This is a genomic window from Proteus sp. TJ1640 (assembly GCF_003144445.1).
In the GTDB taxonomy this organism is placed as follows: domain Bacteria; phylum Pseudomonadota; class Gammaproteobacteria; order Enterobacterales; family Enterobacteriaceae; genus Proteus; species Proteus penneri.
The window spans coordinates 236,613-256,527 of sequence record NZ_PENY01000027.1 but is presented as its reverse complement, the minus strand read 5'-3'; the positions used below and the strand labels follow the sequence as shown (position 1 = coordinate 256,527).

18 protein-coding genes are annotated in these 19,915 nt (G+C 38.4%); 13 read left to right on the top strand and 5 right to left on the bottom strand.

Features of this window, described 5'->3' with window-relative positions:
• Nucleotides 1-2: 2 nt before the first annotated feature.
• Nucleotides 3-1,706 carry a potassium-transporting ATPase subunit KdpA gene (kdpA, locus tag DK861_RS13570; protein WP_109400462.1) on the bottom strand — a complete coding sequence of 568 codons (1,704 nt, stop codon included), beginning with the start codon at nucleotides 1,704-1,706 and terminating at the stop codon, nucleotides 3-5.
• A 314-nt stretch (nucleotides 1,707-2,020) separates the two neighbouring features.
• Between kdpA and DK861_RS13560 the strand changes: the two genes are divergently transcribed.
• Together DK861_RS13560 and DK861_RS13555 are read left to right on the top strand one after the other, a co-directional pair.
• A complete protein-coding gene (locus tag DK861_RS13560; protein WP_109400461.1) occupies nucleotides 2,021-2,707 on the top strand; it encodes an ankyrin repeat domain-containing protein in 687 nt (228 codons plus the stop codon).
• Nucleotides 2,707-3,168, top strand: coding sequence for a nucleoside deaminase (locus DK861_RS13555; protein ID WP_109400460.1), 462 nt, complete (start codon nucleotides 2,707-2,709; stop codon nucleotides 3,166-3,168). Before DK861_RS13560 ends, DK861_RS13555 begins: the two co-directional genes overlap by 1 nt.
• An 86-nt stretch (nucleotides 3,169-3,254) precedes the next feature.
• On the opposite strand, the gene dmsD is transcribed toward DK861_RS13555, so the two are convergent.
• The 4 genes from dmsD to dmsA all read right to left on the bottom strand — a co-directional run bounded on the left by dmsD (nucleotide 3,255) and on the right by dmsA (nucleotide 7,967).
• A complete protein-coding gene (dmsD, locus tag DK861_RS13550; protein ID WP_006536761.1) occupies nucleotides 3,255-3,866 on the bottom strand; it encodes a Tat proofreading chaperone DmsD in 612 nt (203 codons plus the stop codon).
• Nucleotides 3,867-4,040: 174 nt separating this feature from the next.
• Entirely contained in the window at nucleotides 4,041-4,898 is an 858-nt protein-coding gene (locus DK861_RS13545; RefSeq protein ID WP_109400459.1) for a DmsC/YnfH family molybdoenzyme membrane anchor subunit, read from the bottom strand.
• A gap of 1 nt (nucleotide 4,899) precedes the next feature.
• Entirely contained in the window at nucleotides 4,900-5,517 is a 618-nt protein-coding gene (locus DK861_RS13540; protein ID WP_023582154.1) for a DMSO/selenate family reductase complex B subunit, read from the bottom strand.
• Between the two features lie 11 nt (nucleotides 5,518-5,528).
• A complete protein-coding gene (gene dmsA / locus DK861_RS13535; RefSeq protein ID WP_109400458.1) occupies nucleotides 5,529-7,967 on the bottom strand; it encodes a dimethylsulfoxide reductase subunit A in 2,439 nt (812 codons plus the stop codon).
• Between the two features lie 681 nt (nucleotides 7,968-8,648).
• Between dmsA and DK861_RS13530 the strand changes: the two genes are divergently transcribed.
• From DK861_RS13530 to DK861_RS13480, 11 genes are all read left to right on the top strand, one after another.
• Complete coding sequence (locus DK861_RS13530) at nucleotides 8,649-10,019, top strand: sucrose-specific PTS transporter subunit IIBC (protein ID WP_109400457.1); 1,371 nt, start codon at nucleotides 8,649-8,651, stop codon at nucleotides 10,017-10,019.
• Nucleotides 10,020-11,417: a sucrose-6-phosphate hydrolase gene (locus DK861_RS13525; protein ID WP_109400456.1), complete on the top strand. Its 1,398-nt coding sequence runs from the start codon at nucleotides 10,020-10,022 to the stop codon at nucleotides 11,415-11,417.
• A gap of 69 nt (nucleotides 11,418-11,486) precedes the next feature.
• Complete coding sequence (locus DK861_RS13520) at nucleotides 11,487-12,500, top strand: LacI family DNA-binding transcriptional regulator (RefSeq protein ID WP_239452192.1); 1,014 nt, start codon at nucleotides 11,487-11,489, stop codon at nucleotides 12,498-12,500.
• A 156-nt stretch (nucleotides 12,501-12,656) separates the two neighbouring features.
• The gene (locus DK861_RS13515) at nucleotides 12,657-13,370 is read left to right on the top strand and encodes an AzlC family ABC transporter permease (RefSeq protein WP_237612092.1); all 714 of its coding nucleotides are present in this window, start codon (nucleotides 12,657-12,659) and stop codon (nucleotides 13,368-13,370) included.
• Complete coding sequence (locus tag DK861_RS13510) at nucleotides 13,367-13,681, top strand: AzlD domain-containing protein (RefSeq protein ID WP_109400454.1); 315 nt, start codon at nucleotides 13,367-13,369, stop codon at nucleotides 13,679-13,681. Before DK861_RS13515 ends, DK861_RS13510 begins: the two co-directional genes overlap by 4 nt.
• Before the next feature lie 314 nt (nucleotides 13,682-13,995).
• The gene (locus DK861_RS13505; protein WP_109400453.1) at nucleotides 13,996-15,240 is read left to right on the top strand and encodes a ribokinase; all 1,245 of its coding nucleotides are present in this window, start codon (nucleotides 13,996-13,998) and stop codon (nucleotides 15,238-15,240) included.
• Nucleotides 15,240-16,184 (top strand): tripartite tricarboxylate transporter substrate binding protein, encoded by a 945-nt coding sequence (locus DK861_RS13500; protein WP_109400452.1) that lies wholly within the window; start codon nucleotides 15,240-15,242, stop codon nucleotides 16,182-16,184. Before DK861_RS13505 ends, DK861_RS13500 begins: the two co-directional genes overlap by 1 nt.
• A 31-nt stretch (nucleotides 16,185-16,215) precedes the next feature.
• Nucleotides 16,216-16,653: a tripartite tricarboxylate transporter TctB family protein gene (locus tag DK861_RS13495; protein ID WP_109400451.1), complete on the top strand. Its 438-nt coding sequence runs from the start codon at nucleotides 16,216-16,218 to the stop codon at nucleotides 16,651-16,653.
• A 15-nt stretch (nucleotides 16,654-16,668) separates the two neighbouring features.
• Nucleotides 16,669-18,159, top strand: a complete 1,491-nt coding sequence (locus DK861_RS13490) for a tripartite tricarboxylate transporter permease (protein ID WP_109400450.1) — start codon at nucleotides 16,669-16,671, stop codon at nucleotides 18,157-18,159.
• A gap of 143 nt (nucleotides 18,160-18,302) precedes the next feature.
• Complete coding sequence (locus DK861_RS13485; RefSeq protein WP_109400449.1) at nucleotides 18,303-19,298, top strand: dihydroxyacetone kinase subunit DhaK; 996 nt, start codon at nucleotides 18,303-18,305, stop codon at nucleotides 19,296-19,298.
• A gap of 2 nt (nucleotides 19,299-19,300) precedes the next feature.
• Complete coding sequence (locus DK861_RS13480; protein ID WP_006536785.1) at nucleotides 19,301-19,903, top strand: dihydroxyacetone kinase subunit L; 603 nt, start codon at nucleotides 19,301-19,303, stop codon at nucleotides 19,901-19,903.
• Nucleotides 19,904-19,915 lie beyond the last annotated feature (12 nt).

Here is a 19,915-nt window from a genome sequence, read left to right as displayed (position 1 = left end):
CCTTATTTCGCCCAAAACAGCTGTAAGTGTTCTGCAATAGGGCCAAGGGCTAATGCCGGAACAAAAGTCAAAGCGCCGATCATTAATACCGTGAGGATCAATAACAAAATAAATAGCGGTGAAGTGGTAGAGAGTGTTGCCAAGCTTTCTGGCTGACGCTTTTTCACGGCTAAACTACCTGCGATAGCTAAAACAGGTAACATGACACCAAAGCGACCAATGAGCATTGCGATACCTAATAACAGATTATAAAAAGGTGAATTAACATTGAGTCCTGCAAAAGCACTACCGTTATTGTTCGCAGCAGAAGTAAAAGCATATAACACTTCGCTAAAGCCATGAGGACCTGGGTTTAAAATGGCTTCACGACCAACATCAGTAAATAAAGCGAGAGTTGTACCTAATAAAACAACGGCTGGAGAAATTAAAATGGCAACAGCTACCCATTTCATTTCAGCAACACCAATCTTTTTACCGAGATATTCCGGCGCACGACCAACCATTAATCCAGCGATAAATACAGCTAATAACACATAGAGGATCATGCCGTAAAATCCTGATCCTACACCGCCAAATACTACTTCGCCTGTTTGCATTAACCACATTGGTACCATGCCACCTAATGCTGTTAGTGAGTCATGCATCGCATTAACAGCACCACAAGATGCCGCTGTTGTGACGGCAACAAAAATAGCGCTACCTATAATGCCAAAGCGTGTTTCTTTACCTTCCATATTCAACGAACTATCTGTACCCGCAAAGATAAATTCGGGATTTCCTTGCCATTCAGCCCAAGTGATCACACTAACAGCAACAATGAAAATTAACGTCATAGCCCAAAGCAAGGTATGGCCTTGGCGTTGTGTTCCACTTAAACGACCAAAGGCAAAACATAAGGCAGTAGGAATAAGAAAAATAGCGAGTATTTGTAAGAAGTTACTTACTGAAGTTGGATTTTCATAAGGATGTGCAGAGTTTGCCGCAAAATAACCACCGCCATTTGTGCCGAATAACTTAATTGCTTCTTGAGACGCAACAGGCCCCATTGGTAACCATTGTTGTTGCCCATCAAGGCCTTGACTTAATAGTGCTGGGTGAAAGTTTTGTATCACACCTTGGCTGACAAATAACAGTGACCAAATAATAGATAAAGGGAGTAGGACATATAATGTAATGCGTCCAATATCAACCCAAGCATTGCCTAATGAAGTACAAGATGACTGTGTTAGCGCTCTAATTAAAACAAAAGCGACAGCTATACCTGTTGTTGCAGATAAGAAGTTTTGCACAGCAAGCCCCGTCATTTGGCTTAAATAGCTGACAGCCGTTTCACCGCTATACGCTTGCCAATTAGTATTTGTGACAAAGCTAATTGTGGTATTGAACGCTAAATCCCAATTCATATTAGGGGCAAATTGAGGATTTAAAGGTAAGTAGCCTTGGTTAAGTAGTATGACAAATAATAGAATTGCGCCCATTAAATTAAAAATAACTAGGGCGAGCATATAGTGATACCAGTTCATCGGTTGGATTGCTTTGCCTGCGGGCTTGAAACCACAGCAACGCCAAATAACATGTTCAGTTTGAGTAATCCAATGAGGTAAATCACCTTCGATAAGGCGAGCTAAATAATGCCCAAGCATTTTCCCTATCACAAATAATGTGATCAGAAAAACAGCAAGATATATCAACATTGTTGTTGCCATTTTTAAAATGCCTCTGCGTTAAATAACACATAGATAAGATAAGCAGTGAGCAAAACAACTAACGTCACAGCACCAAATATCAACATTAGAACTATCCTTCATCTATTTAGATTCAGTAAGCGTAATTAAAGGTCTGTAAAGATGTTGATAAAAGAGATAGGGGAAGTGTAAAAAAAGTATAAAAATGACTTGATAGGCAGTTAATTACCTGTTGATTTGTTGAAATAATGTCATCAGTTTGTTAGATATAATTATGAGTTTAAATAGTATGCTAATTAAGTAAGTCAAAATTAGCATTTTCTAGGAGATATTGAATGAATACTCTCTATTTAAAGAGCAAATGGTTTTTATACTTCTTAGGCTTATTAATAATTTCATCTATCTTTATGGTTAAAGTGATGGCTAATTCTGATAAAGCATATCTGGTTACATTGGCACAAGAGGGAAACTTATCTGAATTGAAACGTCAGATAGAACAAGGTGCTAATATAGAACAACGAGATCTAAAATTGCGCACTCCTTTAATGGCTGCCACACATGCTAACCAAATTGAGGTTGCAAAATATCTGATTGAACAAGGTGCCGATGTTAATGCTCGTGATGCGATTCAAGATTCACCTTATCTTTATTCGGGAGCGAGAGGGTTGCAGGAGATCTTAGAATTAACGTTATCACATGGTGCTTCTCTTAAAAGTGTTAATCGTTATGGTGGAACAGCATTAATTCCAGCTTCTGAGCGAGGACATGTAAAAACGGTAAAAACATTAATTGATGCGGGTGTGGATGTTGATCATATTAATCGTTTAGGTTGGACGGCTTTAATCGAAGCTATTATTTTAGGTGATGGTAGCCAAAAATATGAAGAGATTGTGACTTTACTTATTGAAGGTGGAGCTAACGTTAACCTCGCCGATGGCTCTGGCCACACACCATTAACCTTAGCTAAAGATAAAGGCTACACAAATATTGTTAATATACTTGAAAAAGCGGGGGCAAAATAATGTCAGATAATCAATTTATACAACAAGCCATATCGCTGGCAATGGACAATGTGAAAGTGGGGGGAAGGCCATTTGGCGCGGTCATTGTGAATAATGGTCAAGTAATTGCAAATGCAGTCAATCAAATAGTAACGACAAATGATCCCACTGCCCATGCTGAATTATTAGCATTACGGGAAGCTGGTAAAGTATTAGGGCGAACAAAGTTAGATGATTGTATTGTTTATGCCAGTGGACAACCTTGTCCAATGTGTCTTGCCGCTATGCGCATGGCGGGGATTTCTAAGATTTTTTATGCCTATTCTAATGAGGATGCCGAGCCTTACGGACTATCAACAGCCAGCATTGCTAAAGCATTAAGAAAGGCACCAGAACAACAAGAAGGCCTTCAATTTACACAGATAAAAACCGAAGATGAAACACAACCTAGGCTTTATCAATTTTGGTCGAAACAATCTTAAGAACGTTAACTATTTATATATCAAAGCCCTAAAAGCGAGAGTTTTTTCCGTCTTTAGGGCTTCACATTTTTATGGTCTATTGTAAATCAACAAAATAACTGTTTTTCAGCAGGGGTCACATTTAACTGTGATTGCCAACTTTTGAGCGTTAATGTCGCCAACATGGCTAAACCTTCGTAATAAGGGAATGCCCCTTGCAAAGATAACTTTTCTAAATAACGATAAGCCCACGGCAGAAGGTGTTCGGCTAATAGCTCATTGAGCTTTTCAGGACGAGTTTCTGCAATCCAAGCTACCATCATCACCATTAAACCAAAGTGATCTTCAGGCTCATTTTGAGTTAACGCAATATCAATACCATTTTCTAGCATCCATTCGCGTAAATCTAATGTTGAGTTACCGAATAATACATTTTCATGATCAAGGTAAACCGAGCCCCAAGGTGGCGCAGGTAGTGCGTAAGGGCCGATAAATAAACGTTGATATGCTTGTGCTAAAGTTTCTTCTGTCAATGTGGTTTGTGAAAGAAGGCTAGCAATGCGCTGCTTCTCTTCCTCATTGCCATATGGCCATTCTTCAACCCACTTTTGACTCGACAGCAGCTCGACAATGTCACTTTTCTCAGTAGGCGCATAATAAAACGCAGCACCTAAAATACGGGCAGTGAGAGAAATATCAGTAATAAGTTGTTGTTCCATAATATTTTTATAATCCGCTTAGATTTATTGTCTTTACTATATGCGATTTTCTATCTAAACATAATGACGAAGATTAAAAAAGAGTGATACCGCAATATAAAAGGAAAACCGCCATAACAGATAAAAAGTGCGGGCTTTTTAACTATTACAGCGGTTTAAAGGCAGCGTTTTTAATTAACCAACCACCGCCATACCGACAGTCATATGTAAACCATAGAATACACCGCGTCCGATAAACTCACCGGCAAACATTAAAATAAAGCCCAATGCTAATAAAGCAACAGAAGGGTTATTTTTACGCAGAAGTGGTGCAATCCAGCAACTTAAGCCTAAGACTAAAGCCACTAATTTAATTCCCATTAGCGCACCATAGTTAGGGACTAAATCTACTGCTTTTTGCACAGAGGTTTGAATAGCGCCTAATTCAAAGCCTTGTGATGTTGCCACAATCGCACTCACAACAATTGCGATAACACTTAATAATGGCAATGCACTAACGCAGTTTAAGTTAAAGCCTGCAATGCGCATTAAGAGCGCTGCTAAAATAGGACCACTGATAAAGGCTGTCAGCACAAAATTAAATGTGGTATAGCTGTTATACCACGTTGGCACGGTATCAATTTGGTATACACGAGAGATCGCGATAATAAATAATGCGGCTAATACCATAACCAGTGCGACCCATAATTTGCCTAATGCAGCAGGCATTTTATTAAGTACAGCCAGTAACCAGTAAATCCCCCCCAGGGCAAAGAAAATTGAACCGCTGGCTATTTCATTACTTAATGATGAGTGACCAAGACGAAATAATGAGTTAAATGCGCGTAATGGGGTTCCCATATGCATCATAGATAATAGGAAGCCAATTCCCATTAATGCCCAGAGTCCAAACATGCTGTAATGTACTTTTCGGTTCATTTCTGCGGAGAGTTTACCCGAAAGAATAGCGCATCCCATGATAATAAAAGCGCCAGCAACACTTTGACCGATAACTGTAAAGAACATCAGTGGCCATTCATGCAATCCCACCATCTTACACCTCCTCTGGGTTTGCCAGATGACCGGTGGTATCACCCACAGGACGGCTATTGGCATTTAATTTAAGGACAATATTTGGCTTGGTGTATTTTGCTGAAGGAAGTGGGGCAATTTCAGCTAAATCACCGTATTTAGCGCGTAATTCTTCAATTGGTGCCATATCTAATGCACGTAGTGGACAAGACTCAACACAAATCGGTTTTTTGCCTTCAGCTACACGTTCATAGCAACCGTCACATTTGGTCATATGACCTTTAACTTCATCAAATTGTGGTGCGCCATAAGGGCATGCCATGTGACAATAACGACAACCGATACAAATATCTTCATTAACGACAACAAAACCATCTTCACGTTTATGCATTGCACCACTTGGGCAAACTTTTGCACAAGCAGGATCGTCACAATGGTTACATGAAATAGATAAGTAATAAGCAAAAACGTTCTGTGTATAAACACCATCTTGCTCTGTCCAATCACCACCGGCATATTCATAGATACGGCGGAAATTGACTTCAGGGGATAAATTTTTAAAATCCTTGCACGCCAGTTCACAGGTTTTGCAGCCGGTGCAACGACTTGAATCAATGTAAAAACCATATTGCGTTGACATAACCAGACTCCTTACGCCTTGACGACTTCAACAAGATTACTGTGAGAAGGATTACCCTTGGCTAGTGGCGAAGGGCGTTGTGTCGTTAACACGTTAATGCTACCAGCGTGATCAATGCGGTTACTATCTGGGTTATACCAAGCACCTTCACTTAAACCGACTACACCGGGTAAAATACGAGGTGTCACTTTTGCGTTGATCCTAACTTCACCACGATCGTTATAAATACGCACTAAATCACCGTGTTTAATACCTCGTTTTGATGCATCAACAGGGTTTATCCATATTTCTTGTGGACATGCCGCTTTTAAAACATCTACGTTGCCATAAGTTGAGTGAGTACGTGATTTATAGTGGAAACCCGTCATTTGTAATGGATATTTTTCCATTGCCGGATCACCATAGCTTTCAAAACCAGCAGAATAAATCGGCAGTGGATCAATGACATCGTCAGATGCAAGTTCCCATGTCGCTTTAATGTCAGCAAGTTGAGAAGAATAAATCTCAATTTTGCCTGATGGTGTCGTTAATGGGTTATTTTCAGGATCTTCACGGAATTTGCGATAAGCAACATAGTGACCTTCTGGGTCGCGTTTTTTGAAGATCCCTTGAGTACGGAATTCTTCAAAAGTTGGAAGTTCGGGTAAGTTTTGACGAGATTGTTCGTAAAGGTGACGTAACCATTCTTCTTGAGTACGATTTTCAGTGAATTTTTCACCTACACCCATGCGTTTTGCAATTTCGCTGGTCATTTCATAGATATTACGGCTTTCAAAGCGAGGTTTAATTGCTTGATCTGCAAAAATGACATACGCCATATTACCCGCCGATGCATCCATACAGAAATCCATCTGTTCTGATGCAGTGCAATCAGGAAGTAGAATATCGGCATATTTAGCAGATGCTGTCATATGGTTATCGATCACCACAATCATTTCGCATTTTTTATCGTCTTGCAAAATGTCGTGAGTACGATTGATTTCAGAATGTTGGTTTACTAAACAGTTACCTGCGTAGTTCCATACCATTTTAATAGGCACATCAAGTTTGTCTTTACCACGAACACCATCACGAGTTGCTGTCATTTCTGGACCACGTAAGATTGCATCCGTCCACATAAACATGGAAATGCTGGTGGTGACAGGGTTAGTGAATGTAGGCATACGAACAAAAGGAATGCTGTAAGAGCCTTCGCGAGCACCAGTGTTACCGCCATTGATGCCCACATTCCCCGTTAAAATAGAGAGCATCGCAATAGCACGAGAAGCAAGCTCACCGTTAGAACGGCGTTGAGGCCCCCAGCCTTGTGTAATATAAGCAGGTTTCGCTGTTGCAATTTCACGGGCTAATTTAACAATGCGTGAAGCAGGAATACCGGTAATTTGCGCTGCCCATTCCGGCGTTTTAGGCTGACCATCTGCGCCATCACCTAAAATATAGGCTTTATAGTGGCCATTTTTTGGTGCACCTTCTGGCATCGTCGTTTCATCGTAACCAACACAATATTTATCTAGGAAAGGCTTATCGACTAAGTCTTCTTTGATCATGACATACGCTAAGGCATTGACTAATGCGGCATCAGTTCCTGGACGAATAGGGATCCACTCATCTTCACGACCTGCACCCGTATCGGTATAACGCGGATCGATGATAATCATTCGTGCATCAGATTTCTCACGGGCTTGTTCAACGTAATAGGTAACACCGCCACCACTCATACGTGTTTCACCTGGATTATTACCGAACATCACGACAAGTTTGGTGTTTTCAATATCTGAAGGGCTATTACCATCTGCCCAACCACCGTAGGTATAATTTAAACCCGCTGCGATTTGTGCCGTACTGTAATCACCGTAGTGATTAAGATAACCGCCACAACAATTCATTAAACGTGCAATTAGCGTTGCACCTGGTGGCCAAGATTTTGTCATGGTGCCACCTAAAGTTCCTGTACCGTAGTTTAGATAAATAGATTCATTACCATAATCTTTGATTAAACGTTTCATGGTATCTGAAATAGTATCAAATGCTTCATCCCATGAAATACGTTCAAACTTACCTTCGCCACGTTTACCCACACGTTTCATTGGGTAGCGTAAACGGTCAGGATTGTAAACACGACGACGCATTGAGCGACCACGTAAACAGGCACGAACTTGGTGTAATTCTTCGTAGACATCATTGCCTGTATTGTCAGTTTCTACATATTTAATTTCGCCATCAACCACATGCATACGTAATGGGCAGCGGCTACCACAGTTTACTGTGCAGGCACTCCATACTATTTTTTCGCTGTTTATTGTTGATTGTGTTTCTGAGGCAACAGCTTGATGAAAGGGAAGGGATAATCCACCCGCAGTTATTGCTAAACCACCCGCTGCACCTGTTTTTACAAAACGACGGCGAGATAAGGGAGTGGAAAGTAACGCCATCTCTTTGATGTTTTTCATACATTACTCACTTGATTATTCACATTTTAAGAAGAAACAGAAGCCAACAAGCTTATAAAGAAATAATTATTGTTATTGTTGTTAAAAAATAACCACTTTAACGTAGGTAATAAAACCCAACTGTTAATGTGGATACTACGTATTTCCTAAAAGTTGTAGTTGCTTTACATCAAAGAAAAGTGATTTATAACAAGAGTTACCAGTTTTTAAAGGTTACCTTAAGTTTTTGTATTAGCTATATTTAATCATTTGATTAACATCTTTGTATAAATAAATATATATTGATTAGTTAAGTGTTCTGATGTTATCAGTAACATTTTTAAAGTCTGCTTATTCATTTCTATCTATATGATTTTGTTAGTTCAATAGTCATTTTTATCTAATACTCAAAAGTCATTTTTAGAAGCTATAATTATCTAACAACCGATTAACCTGTTTAGCTAAACAACAAATTAAAATTTGTTTAGCTAAACGTTATTTTTAACTATTTTTAAAAGTCAAAATATGATTAATAAATGTACTTTTTTGTAACTTAGATCACAATTAAAAGCCTTTTAACTGAGTTTTCATTGCTATCTTGAATTGATTTTTATTTAATCTAATTGTTAGCTAAACCGGTTTAGTTTTTTTGATTAAACTAAATACTCGCTACATAAATAAAAAAGAATCACAGAGGCTATGATGAATATTGAAAAAGTGGCTCACCAGCTTGTACCTTTATTAGGTGGTGCTGAAAACATCGCAAGTGCAGCACATTGCGCTACACGCCTAAGGCTTGTTCTTGTTGATGACTCAAAAGCAGATAAAGAAGCAATAAACAAATTAGAGGGGGTGAAAGGGTGTTTTAGTAATGCTGGGCAAATCCAAATTATCTTTGGTACTGGCTTAGTCAATAAAGTACATGCTGCCTTTATTGCTGCGGCGGGCATTGGTGAATCGAGCAAATCCGAAGCAGCTAATATTGCGGCTAAAAAGCTCAATCCATTTCAACGAATAGCAAGACTGCTCTCTAATATCTTTGTGCCCATTATTCCTGCCATTGTGGCGTCAGGTTTATTAATGGGGCTACTTGGGTTAATGAAAACTAACCAGTGGGTGAGTCCTGATAATGCACTCTATATCATGCTTGATATGTGTAGCTCTGCGGCATTTATTATTTTGCCTATTTTGATTGGTTTTACTGCGGCAAAAGAGTTTGGCGGAAACCCTTATCTTGGTGCAACACTCGGTGGTATTTTAACGCATCCTGCATTAACTAATGCATGGGGTGTTGCCGCTGGCTTTAACACCATGAATTTCTTTGGGTTAGAAGTTGCCATGATTGGTTACCAAGGTACTGTTTTCCCAGTATTACTTGCCGTTTGGTTTATGAGTGTATTGGAAAAACAATTACGTAAAGTTGTTCCTAATGCTCTTGATTTAATTATCACGCCATTTTTAACCGTTATTATTTCGGGCTTTGTGGCGTTATTAGTCATAGGGCCTGTTGGTCGCCTTTTAGGTGATGGTATCTCATTACTATTAAGCACCTTAATTACACAAGCGGGTTGGATAGCAGGGCTAATTTTTGGTGGCCTTTATTCTGTGATTGTTATTACGGGTATTCACCACAGTTTTCATGCTGTCGAGGCGGGTTTATTAGGTAACCCTAATATTGGCGTTAACTTTTTATTGCCGATTTGGGCAATGGCGAATATTGCTCAAGGAGGTGCTTGTATTGCTGTTTGGTTTAAAACTAAAGATGCAAAAATTAAAGCAATCACAATCCCATCAGGTTTTTCCGCGATGTTAGGTATCACTGAAGCGGCAATTTTCGGGATTAATTTGCGTTATGGAAAACCTTTTATTGCTGCGTTAATTGGTGGTGCAGCTGGGGGTGCTTGGGTTGTAGGCTCACATGTTTATATGACAGCTGTAGGATTGACTGCTATTCCGGGTATTGCAATCGTGCAAGCTGGTTCAATTATGAATTATATTATTGGCCTTGTGATTGCTTTTGTGACTGCGTTTGTTATCTCTCTTTTGCTGAAATACAAAGTGGAGTCTGCATAAATGAACACAAACGAAGAGTTATCTGCGATTTTACAATCGGTCATGCGTAATAGCGCTAAAGCCATAAAAGATAAATATTATCCATATTGGCATTTAGCGCCAGTAACTGGGTTATTAAATGATCCTAATGGGTTTTGTTTTGATGGTGAATATTATCATCTGTTTTATCAATGGAACCCTTTGTCTTGTGAACATAAACATAAATGTTGGGGTCATTGGCGTTCAAAGGATTTGATTACTTGGCAGCATCAACCTATTGCTTTACTGCCTGATGAAATTTATGACAAAGATGGCTGTTATTCCGGTAGTGCTGTGATCCACCAAGGGCAATTAACTCTTTGTTATACCGGTAACGTCAAATTTGAGGATGGCTCTCGTACTGCATGGCAATGTTTAGCCGTTGAAAATCAGCAGGGAGGTTTTGATAAGTTAGGGCCTGTATTAGGGCTTCCTGATGGCTATAGTGGTCATGTCCGTGATCCGAAGGTTTGGCAATATAATGATATCTGGTACATGGTATTAGGCGCACAAAACTTAGATAAACAGGGTAAGGTTTTGCTCTATCGTGCGTCTCATTTATATCAATGGCAATTAGTCGGTGAGTTAGCCGGAAGTCATGTAGGGGGCTTAAAGGATGCGGGTTATATGTGGGAATGCCCAGATCTCTTTGAGCTTAATGGACATTTTATTTTATTAACTTGTCCCCAAGGTATAAAAAGAGAGCAACATCGATTTTTAAATTCGCATCCCAGTGCTTATTTAATAGGAAGCTTTGATTATTCAACATTACAATTTCAGCATGGTGAGCTAATCGAACTAGATGCAGGTTTTGAGTTTTATGCGCCTCAAACAACATTAGCGAATGGCAGACGTCTATTATTTGGTTGGATGGGAGTTCCTGATGGTGAAGAGATGTATCAACCAACCATTGCTAATGGTTGGATACATCAAATGACTTGCCCTCGTGAATTACATATAAAAGAAAATAAGCTTTATCAACAACCTGTAAAAGAGTTACAGCAACTCAGACAAAATCCAGCATATTGGCAGGGTATTGCTGATGATGCACCAGACATTAATGGATTTTCGTTTGAACTTGAAGTAGAACTATTCGGCTCTCTGACTATTCATTTTTCTGATACTCTTGCTTTAATTATTGAAAATAACCAAGCCGTGTTAAAACGTCGTAGTGTTAAAACTGGAGAATGGCAATCACGTTTCTGGTCTGGTGATATAAAACATCTTCAAATATTATGTGATAACTCTAGTGTGGAAATTTTCTTTAATGGTGGTGCCGGTGTGATGAGTAGCCGTTTTTTCCCTTCAGAAGAGCAGACAATCTGTTTCTTGGGAAAAGACACAATAAACCTCACAACTTGGCAATTAAAGAATGCATGACTTAGTTAAATACAATTATATAAACGATAAAATAGTCTACGCTCAGCGAATGTAACATTAAGTTGAATAATAGTGAAAAAACAAAAACGTATCACGATCACCAATATTGCAAAGTTAGCAGGCGTTTCAAAAACAACGGCAAGTTTAGTATTAAATGGCCGAGGTAAAGAAATGCGCGTTTCTGATGATACTATTGCGCGTATTACGGCTATTGCTGAACAATATCAGTATCAGCCTAATATTCATGCTCGCTCTTTACGTGATAATCGTAGTTATGCATTAGGATTGGTTATTCCTGATATTACTAACTATGGTTTTGCTTCTGTGGCGTATGAACTAGAAATATTATGTAGAGAAGCGGGTATTCAATTACTTATTTCTTGTACAGATGAAAATGCGGCTCAAGAAACGCTGGCGATAGAACATCTCTTATCACGTCAAATCGATGGTTTGATTGTTGCCTCATGTTTACAAAGTGATGTTGAGTATCAGCGTTTGAGTCAACAAATTCCAGTTGTGTTATTTGACCGTTATTTTGAAGGAACAACGCTGCCTTTTGTTGTCACCGATTCAATAACTACGACACAACAACTTATTGCTGAGATTGCTTCAACAAAAGGTATTGATGAATTTTTTTTCCTAGGTGGGCAATCAACGCTTTCACCAACTAAAGATCGCCTTTTAGGTTTTACGCAAGGACTTTCACAAGCACAAATCAATCTAAAATCAGAGTGGATCATTCATGGACATTACCACTCAAGTTCCGGTTATGAAATGTTTGGCTCTTTGTGTGCCTCTTTAGGGCGCGCGCCTAAGTTTGTTTTTACGTCTGCTTGTGGCTTATTGGATGGCGTGTTGCGTTATCTAAGTCAAAATAAAATTATGCAAAATGAAGTCTATTTAGCGGGTTTTGATGATCACTATTTGTATGATTCATTATCAATTCCAATAGATACTGTTGCACAAAATAATCCTGAATTAGCATCACACTGTTTCCGACTGGTTATGGGATTAATTAACCAGACAAACTTAGAAGTTCATCAAATTTTTGTTCCAGCAAAAATACACCAACGGCATGGGTGAGGTTGAGCAATTTTATGCAAGCTGAATATTTGCATCAAACTTTTTTACACCACACACACGAAAGCTTTTAATAGCAATTTTATACAATCCCATTTATCTTTACTGACTGATAATCATTCTCCATAGAATTAATGTATTAGACGTGAAGACAGGTAAATGGAAAAAATCAAAAATAACACTGAAGATAAGCAAACCATGCGTGCCTTTGGTTTAGGCGCTTTGCATGTTTTGCCTTTATGCCTTGCGGTGATCCCCTGGGGAATACTCGCAGGTTCAATGGCGGTTGATGCAGGATTAACTTTTGCACAAAGTATCGGAATGTCTGCCATTATTTTTGCAGGTGCGGCGCAATTAGTGACATTAGGGTTAGTTGTTTCTGGTGCAGGGATGCTGACAATTATTGTTTCTGTCTTTTTTATTACCGCCCAACATCTTTTATATGGTTTAACCTTACGCCCCCATGTTGCTCATTTAAAATGGTATCAACGTATTACGATAGGTTTCTTATTAACGGATGAGCTTTTTGCGGTTTCAGCACAACCTAAAGTGAAACTAACACCTGCTTATATGATCGGTGCAGGATTATGTTTTTATTTAGCATGGGTGGCGGTCAGTATTGTTGGCATTATTATGGCAAGCCAAGTTTCTGATTTATCGCGTTATCATCTTGATTTTTCTATTGTTGCCACGTTATTGGCAATTGTGATCCCGTTAATAAAAACATTCAGTACATTAGTGGGTGTTATTGTCTCTTTTTGTCTCTCAATTATTTTCAGTTGGTTGAATATAGAAGGTGGCGTCGTTATTGGTGGGTTAACAGGCATGTTTGTTGCTGTTTGTGTTGCTAGAGTCAGAGGGGAACAAAAATGACATGGTCGTTATTATTAATTTTGGCACTCGTCATTTTCCTGTTGCGTTATTTCTTTCTTGAACCGGCGATCCCCGTCAAATTGCCGTCAGTGATCAGGCAAGCATTAGGCTATTCTGCACCTTGTTTATTAACCGCCATTTGTGCACCCATTGTACTGTTAGAAAAAGGTGAATTTAAAGGTATTTTAGATAATCCTTATCTTTGGGGAACCTTATTATGTGTAGGATTAGCGCTTAAAATACGCAGTACATTAATGGTGGTTTTACTGACCTTAGTGGGCTTTTATCTGCTTAATGGTTTGTTAAACTAATTACCAACATAATTATATTTAACATTATATTTACATTTAAGAACTATCATTTTTTGTAATAATATAAGTCGTTATTTTATCAGCCGTCTTTGAACGGCTGATCTTACCTCTCTTTTCTTAATCACTATTCTTTATTCGACTCGTTTCACCTCTCATTTTTAACGTATACCAATTGATGTTGTGTTAAAAAAATGTGATCTAAATTGCGTCGATTTGGTTTTGCTTCTGTTTTTGGTTTTTTGTTTTGAATACCATCGCAGAATCACAGACCTGATCTCCTTATTCTCGTTAGCAATGATACGGAGGCACTTTATATGTTTTCAGAAGAACGGCGACAGGAAATTTACACCATCATCAGGGAACAAAAGAAAGTTAAAGTGGCTCAACTTGCGGAAAAATTCAGTGTCACATTGGAAACTATTCGCAGTGATTTGAAATACCTTGAAGGAGAAGGGTTGATCAAACGTTGTCATGGTGGCGCCATACTAGGGAAACAAGAAATTAAAAAAATAAGTAAATTTAGTGATAGTTTCGATATTTCATGTTTATTGCACGATTTATTAATCGTAAGAGAACGAAAAGATAGAAAGCCTGAAGGCAAAGTCTGTGTACTTGGGTCGTTTGTAGTAGATATTATTGCTAATGTCGAATCTTTTCCAAAAGTCGGTGAATTAATTAATTCAAAAAGCAATTCGATAGGCCCAGGTGGTAAAGGAACAAATCAGGCGATGGCAGCCAGCTTTTCTGATGCCAAAGTCCATTTAATAACGAAAGTCGGTGAAGATCATTTTAGTAAATATGCTTATAAATATTTACAAGAAAGTGGCATTGATTCTTTCACTATTTTTCAAACAGAAATAGAGCCGACAGGCAGTTCAATTAGCTATTTAGCAGATAAAACACAAAACAATATTACAGCAACTTATTTAGGTGCAAATAACACTTTTTCTGAACAAGAAATTGATATTTCATTGCCGTATGTCAGTGAAGCCGATGTGTTATTGCTCCAAGGCGAAATTAATATAGATGCCAATATTAAAGCCGCCTTATTTGCTAAGTCGGTTAATAAGATCATCATATTGAATGTTGCGCCTTATAACGAAAACCTAAAACAACTTTATTCACATCTTGATTTTATTACCTTAAATGCGAATCAAGCATCACATTGGGCTGATATTGAAATAAATGACATTAATGACGCTAAACAGGCTATTGGTGTTATCTCTGGTGATGAAAATAAGAAAGTCATTATTTATATGGATGAGCTTGGTGTGGTTTATTTTGATGGTCGAGCCACATTCCATATTCCACCTATGCCATCGTTACGTGTGGATACGATGGCAGCAACAGATGCGTTTAATGGCGCATTTGCATCAAAGATAGCAGCAGGAGGCACAATGCATGAGGGTGTATTATTTGCCAGTGCTTTCCTCTCTGCATTTATAGAACAAAAAGGCGTAACAGCAATGCCGGTTCTTTCCCAAGTTCAGGCTCGCCTTAAATCAAGGCTTGAAGATATTCGGCCACAAATAATCTGCAATGAGAAAAGGTGCATATAATGAAAAAAACACTTCTGGCATTTACCCTATGCAGTTCCATTTTTACACTTCCGGCTTTCGCTCAATATCCTGAAAAACCGATTACTATTGTTGTTCCTTGGGCTGCGGGCGGTAATACCGATACGGTTGCACGTTTAGCAGCAAAAGGGCTACAAGAAGAGTTGGGCGTTACTGTTAATGTGGTTAATAAAACAGGTGGCAGTGGTGTTGTAGGTCATGATGCCATTAAAAATGCAAAACCTGATGGCTACACATTAGGAATTGCAACGGTTGAAATTACCATGATGCATCATCAAGGGATGACTAATTTAACGTATCAAGATTACACACCGATTACGCGTCTTGCTGTTATTTATGGTGGATTACAAGTTGGGAAATCTTCGCCATTTAAAAATGCACAGGAAATTATTGATTACGCGAAAGCCAATCCGGGTAAATTAAAAGCTTCCGGTAGTGGTTTAAATTCAATCTGGCATTTGAATACTATTGGTATGTTGCGTGCAGCTGGATTACCCGATAATGCTATTCGCTTTATTCCTTCTCAAGGTGCGAGTGCGGCATTACAAGAATTAGCATCAGGGGGTGTTGATATAGTGACATCTTCATTAGGTGAAGCCGACAGTATGGTAAAAGCGGGATTAGTAAAACATATGGCCATTATGTCCGATGAGAAATCCGCTTTTTATCCTGATGTACCATTATTTAAAGAAGCCACATCTTATAATTGGGATTTACAAGCATGGAATATGTTAGTTGCCCCTAAAGATCTTGATAAAGAAATACAAGACAAACTTACTGCTGCAATGAAAAAAGTGTATGCCTCTGGTGAATTAGCCGAGTTTGCAAATAAACAAGGATTTGAAGTTATTGAACTATATGGCGATGATGCCACTCAATTTATGGCCAATGAAGATAAAAAGTTTGGCGAAATTATAAAGAAATAACTGAGGAAACGGCTGAACAACAGCCGTTTTTATGCCTATGCTAAATCGTCATATTCTATCGCTCATATTTTGTTGCTTTGGTTTATTTCTTATTGTTTATAGTGCGTATTCATTAGGTGATTTTAGTGAATATGGTGCCGCATTTATGCCTTCTATTATTGGCGGTGGCATGATTATATTTTCATTAATAGATATATTTTCACGTAATCAAGAAAGTGATATTCCATTAGTGACGTGGCATGAAATAAAGTTTGTGTTATTCATTATTGGCATTATTCTTTTTTATGTGCTTGCATCTGATTATTTAGGATTTATTTTAACTGGGTTAATTATTACAGCACCACTAATGATGAAATATGCAACAACAAAACCTATATATAGTTTTATTATTTCAGCCAGTGTGGTGTTAGGAGTGTATTACTTATTTACCGCTGTACTGTTAGTACCGCTACCTCAGCTATTTTCATAAATAGAGAACAACAGTATGGATATATTAATTAGCGCATTTGCTTATATTGATTACACAACAATATTTGTCGTTATTGGTGCTTGTTTATTTGGTTTATTTGTTGGTGCAATTCCTGGGTTAACATCAACAATGGCTATCGCATTAATGGTGCCATTTACTTTTTTTCTTGACCCCATTCCTGCATTAGCTTTAATGATTTCTGTCGGAGCGTCTTCTATATTTGCGGGGGATATTCCGGGAGCCTTATTAAATATTCCGGGTACGCCTGCATCGGCAGCTTATACCAATGATGCACATACCTTAGTTAAAGAGGGTAAAACAAACCGTGTATTAGGTATGTCGTTAACAAGCTCAGTGATTGGTGGCGTTATTGGCACGATTATATTAGCTTCAACAGCCCCCATTTTAGCTGAGTTTGCTTTAAAATTTAGCTCTTACGAATATATGTGGTTGTCTTTAATCGGTTTAAGTTGTGCAACTATTGTTTCAGGTTCACATATTCGAAAAAGCTTATTAGCACTGTTTTTTGGTATTGCATTAGCCACCATTGGTTATGATGAGTTTACAGGTCAAGCCCGCTTTACTTTCGGTGAAGTTTCTCTAATGCAAGGAGTCAGCTTTATTCCGGCAATGATAGGGTTATTTGCTATTTCTGGTGCTATCAAATATTACGTTGAACGTTGGAAAGAAAAACAAATTACACTAACAGAAATGCATGTGGAAAATAACTCTTACAATATCTTTAAAGGTGTGGGAAGTGTTGTTCGTCAACGTAAGAGCGGTATTTTCCGTAGCGGAATAATAGGAACATTAATTGGTGCTTTACCCGGCGCGGGAGCCGATATTGCAGCATGGATCTCTTATGCCGTTTCAAAGAAACTCTCTAAAAAACCAGAGAAATATGGTCATGGCTCTGAGGAAGGTATTGTTGATGCTTCAGCGAGTAATAATGCAAGCTTAGCCGGAAGTTGGATCCCATCTCTAGTCTTCGGTATTCCCGGTGATTCTGCGGCTGCAATTATTATCGGTGTACTGTATATGAAAGATATGCAACCAGGGCCAACACTATTCTTATTTAATCCCGATAAATTGTATGCTGTTTTTATTATCTTTTTTATTGCTAATATTGTTTTACTGCCGATTGCTTTTATTGTTGTCAATTTATTGAAGAAGATTGTTGCTATTGATAATGCGATTATTTACCCAGCAATCATTCTATTTAGTATCGTTGGTTCATATGCAATCACAAATACGATGTCTTCTATTATTGTTATGTTAGTAATGGGTGTTATCGGTTATTTCCTTCAAGAACGTAAATTCCCCATATCACCTATTATTTTGGGCATGATCTTAGGACCAATGTTAGAAAAAAATTTACTCTCATCATTAATGAAAGCTGATGGTGAGTTAATTAACTTTGTTAATAGACCTATTTCGATGGTATTAGCCAGTGTGTTTTTATTTATTGTTATTATGCAAATTAGAGGTGCATTTAAAGCTAAATAAATAACCTATTTAATATTAATTATTTAATAATAAGCATTTATTTATAGAGAGATACTTTTTAAGTATCAGGGAAAACTCATCTTAAATAAAATTAATTTAAGATGTCAGAAATCAGTAGATAACTAAAAATATCGGGTGATCACATGAAGAAAATATTAAATAAACCAGAAAATTATGTCGATGAAACATTAGCGGGTTTATGCCTTGCTCATAGTGATATTTATTGTCAACCACAGCCAAGATTGATTACTCGTTCAAAAAAAACAGATAAGCCGAAAGTGGGTATTGTAACAGGCGGAGGTTCTGGTCATTTGCCAGTATTCACTGGATATGTCGGTAAAGGCTTATTAGATGCAGCTGCTGTGGGAGATGTTTTTGCTTCACCTTCCGCCGATTTAATGGCAGATGCTATTCGTGAAGCCAATAGTGGCTTAGGTGTATTGCTACTTTATGGCAATTATGGTGGCGATATTATGAATTTTGATATGGCAACTGAAACGGTTGATTTTGAAGATGACATTCGTTGTACAACTGTTTTAGCTACTGACGACGTCGCTTCTGCAAAGCCAGAAGAAGCGCACAAACGCCGTGGTGTTGCTGGGATGATTTATGGTTTTAAAATGGCGGGCGCCAAAGCTGAAGAAGGGGCAACGCTTGATGAAGTGACACGTATTGCTCAAAAAGCCATGGAAAATACACGAACTATTGGTTGTGCGTTGACATCTTGCACCTTACCCGCAGTAGGGCATCCCACTTTTGAAATTGGTGAAGATGAAATGGAAATGGGTATGGGTATTCACGGCGAACCGGGAATTTGGCGTGATAAATTACGCAGTGCAGATGATATTGCACAAGAGATGTTTGAGCGCTTACAAACAGAATTATCATTAAAAACGGGTGATAAAGTCTCTGTATTAGTTAACTCTTTAGGCGCTACACCATTAGAAGAACTTTATATTTTGTACAACAAAATTGCACAGCTGATTGATCAAGCGGGTGCAACAATTGTGCATCCATTAGTTGGCCGTTATGCCACTTCTATGGAAATGACGGGAGCAAGCTTAACGTTGTGCAAATTAGATGATGAGCTAGAAATTTTGATGAATGCACCAGCTCATTGTGCATTTTGGAGGGTATAGCGATGACTATTACGCTTGAAATGCTCAAACAAGCGGTGAACCGAATCGCTATCGCTTGCGAAAAATTTCAACCAATGTTGTGTGAAGCCGATAGTCGCCTAGGTGATGGAGATTTGGGGATCACCATGCAAAAAGGCTGGCGACAAATTGCAGACGATTCACAAGATTGGCCTGATGATCTAAGCAAAGCACTTTTTCAATGCAGTAAATCATTACAAAAAGCTTGTGCATCTTCTTTTGGCACATTGCAAGCAACCGCTTTTATGGCAATGGCAAAATACTGCAAAGAAAACCAAATTAAAGAAATATCGTCTTCCGACATTTCACCACTATTAACCGTTGCATATCAAAGTATGATGGCGAGAGGAAAAGGGGAATTAGGACAAAAATCCGTACTCGATATTCTTTACCATTTATCTGAAGCACTGAAACCATTAGCTATCGATGATCTAAAAGTAGCGGCCTTACAAAGCGTCGAAAGTACACTTACTGAATTTCGTCAAAAACCTAATTTATTAGGTCGAGCGCGTATGTTTCCAGAAAAATCTATTGGTTTAGATGATCCTGGCATGTTGGCAATTAAAGTTATTGTTGAAGCAATCTGATTTAATAAAGGT

Coding starts and splice junctions, on each gene's coding strand:
- DK861_RS13525 (WP_109400456.1), top strand. CDS start 10,020: ATGAACACAAACGAAGAGTTATCTGCGATTTTACAATCGGTCATGCGT.
- DK861_RS13515 (WP_237612092.1), top strand. CDS start 12,657: ATGGAAAAAATCAAAAATAACACTGAAGATAAGCAAACCATGCGTGCC.
- DK861_RS13540 (WP_023582154.1), bottom strand. CDS start 5,517: ATGTCAACGCAATATGGTTTTTACATTGATTCAAGTCGTTGCACCGGC.
- DK861_RS13500 (WP_109400452.1), top strand. CDS start 15,240: ATGAAAAAAACACTTCTGGCATTTACCCTATGCAGTTCCATTTTTACA.
- DK861_RS13510 (WP_109400454.1), top strand. CDS start 13,367: ATGACATGGTCGTTATTATTAATTTTGGCACTCGTCATTTTCCTGTTG.
- DK861_RS13560 (WP_109400461.1), top strand. CDS start 2,021: ATGAATACTCTCTATTTAAAGAGCAAATGGTTTTTATACTTCTTAGGC.
- DK861_RS13490 (WP_109400450.1), top strand. CDS start 16,669: ATGGATATATTAATTAGCGCATTTGCTTATATTGATTACACAACAATA.
- dmsA (WP_109400458.1), bottom strand. CDS start 7,967: ATGAAAAACATCAAAGAGATGGCGTTACTTTCCACTCCCTTATCTCGC.
- DK861_RS13495 (WP_109400451.1), top strand. CDS start 16,216: ATGCCTATGCTAAATCGTCATATTCTATCGCTCATATTTTGTTGCTTT.
- DK861_RS13505 (WP_109400453.1), top strand. CDS start 13,996: ATGTTTTCAGAAGAACGGCGACAGGAAATTTACACCATCATCAGGGAA.
- kdpA (WP_109400462.1), bottom strand. CDS start 1,706: ATGGCAACAACAATGTTGATATATCTTGCTGTTTTTCTGATCACATTA.
- DK861_RS13485 (WP_109400449.1), top strand. CDS start 18,303: ATGAAGAAAATATTAAATAAACCAGAAAATTATGTCGATGAAACATTA.
- DK861_RS13530 (WP_109400457.1), top strand. CDS start 8,649: ATGAATATTGAAAAAGTGGCTCACCAGCTTGTACCTTTATTAGGTGGT.
- DK861_RS13545 (WP_109400459.1), bottom strand. CDS start 4,898: ATGGTGGGATTGCATGAATGGCCACTGATGTTCTTTACAGTTATCGGT.
- dmsD (WP_006536761.1), bottom strand. CDS start 3,866: ATGGAACAACAACTTATTACTGATATTTCTCTCACTGCCCGTATTTTA.
- DK861_RS13480 (WP_006536785.1), top strand. CDS start 19,301: ATGACTATTACGCTTGAAATGCTCAAACAAGCGGTGAACCGAATCGCT.
- DK861_RS13555 (WP_109400460.1), top strand. CDS start 2,707: ATGTCAGATAATCAATTTATACAACAAGCCATATCGCTGGCAATGGAC.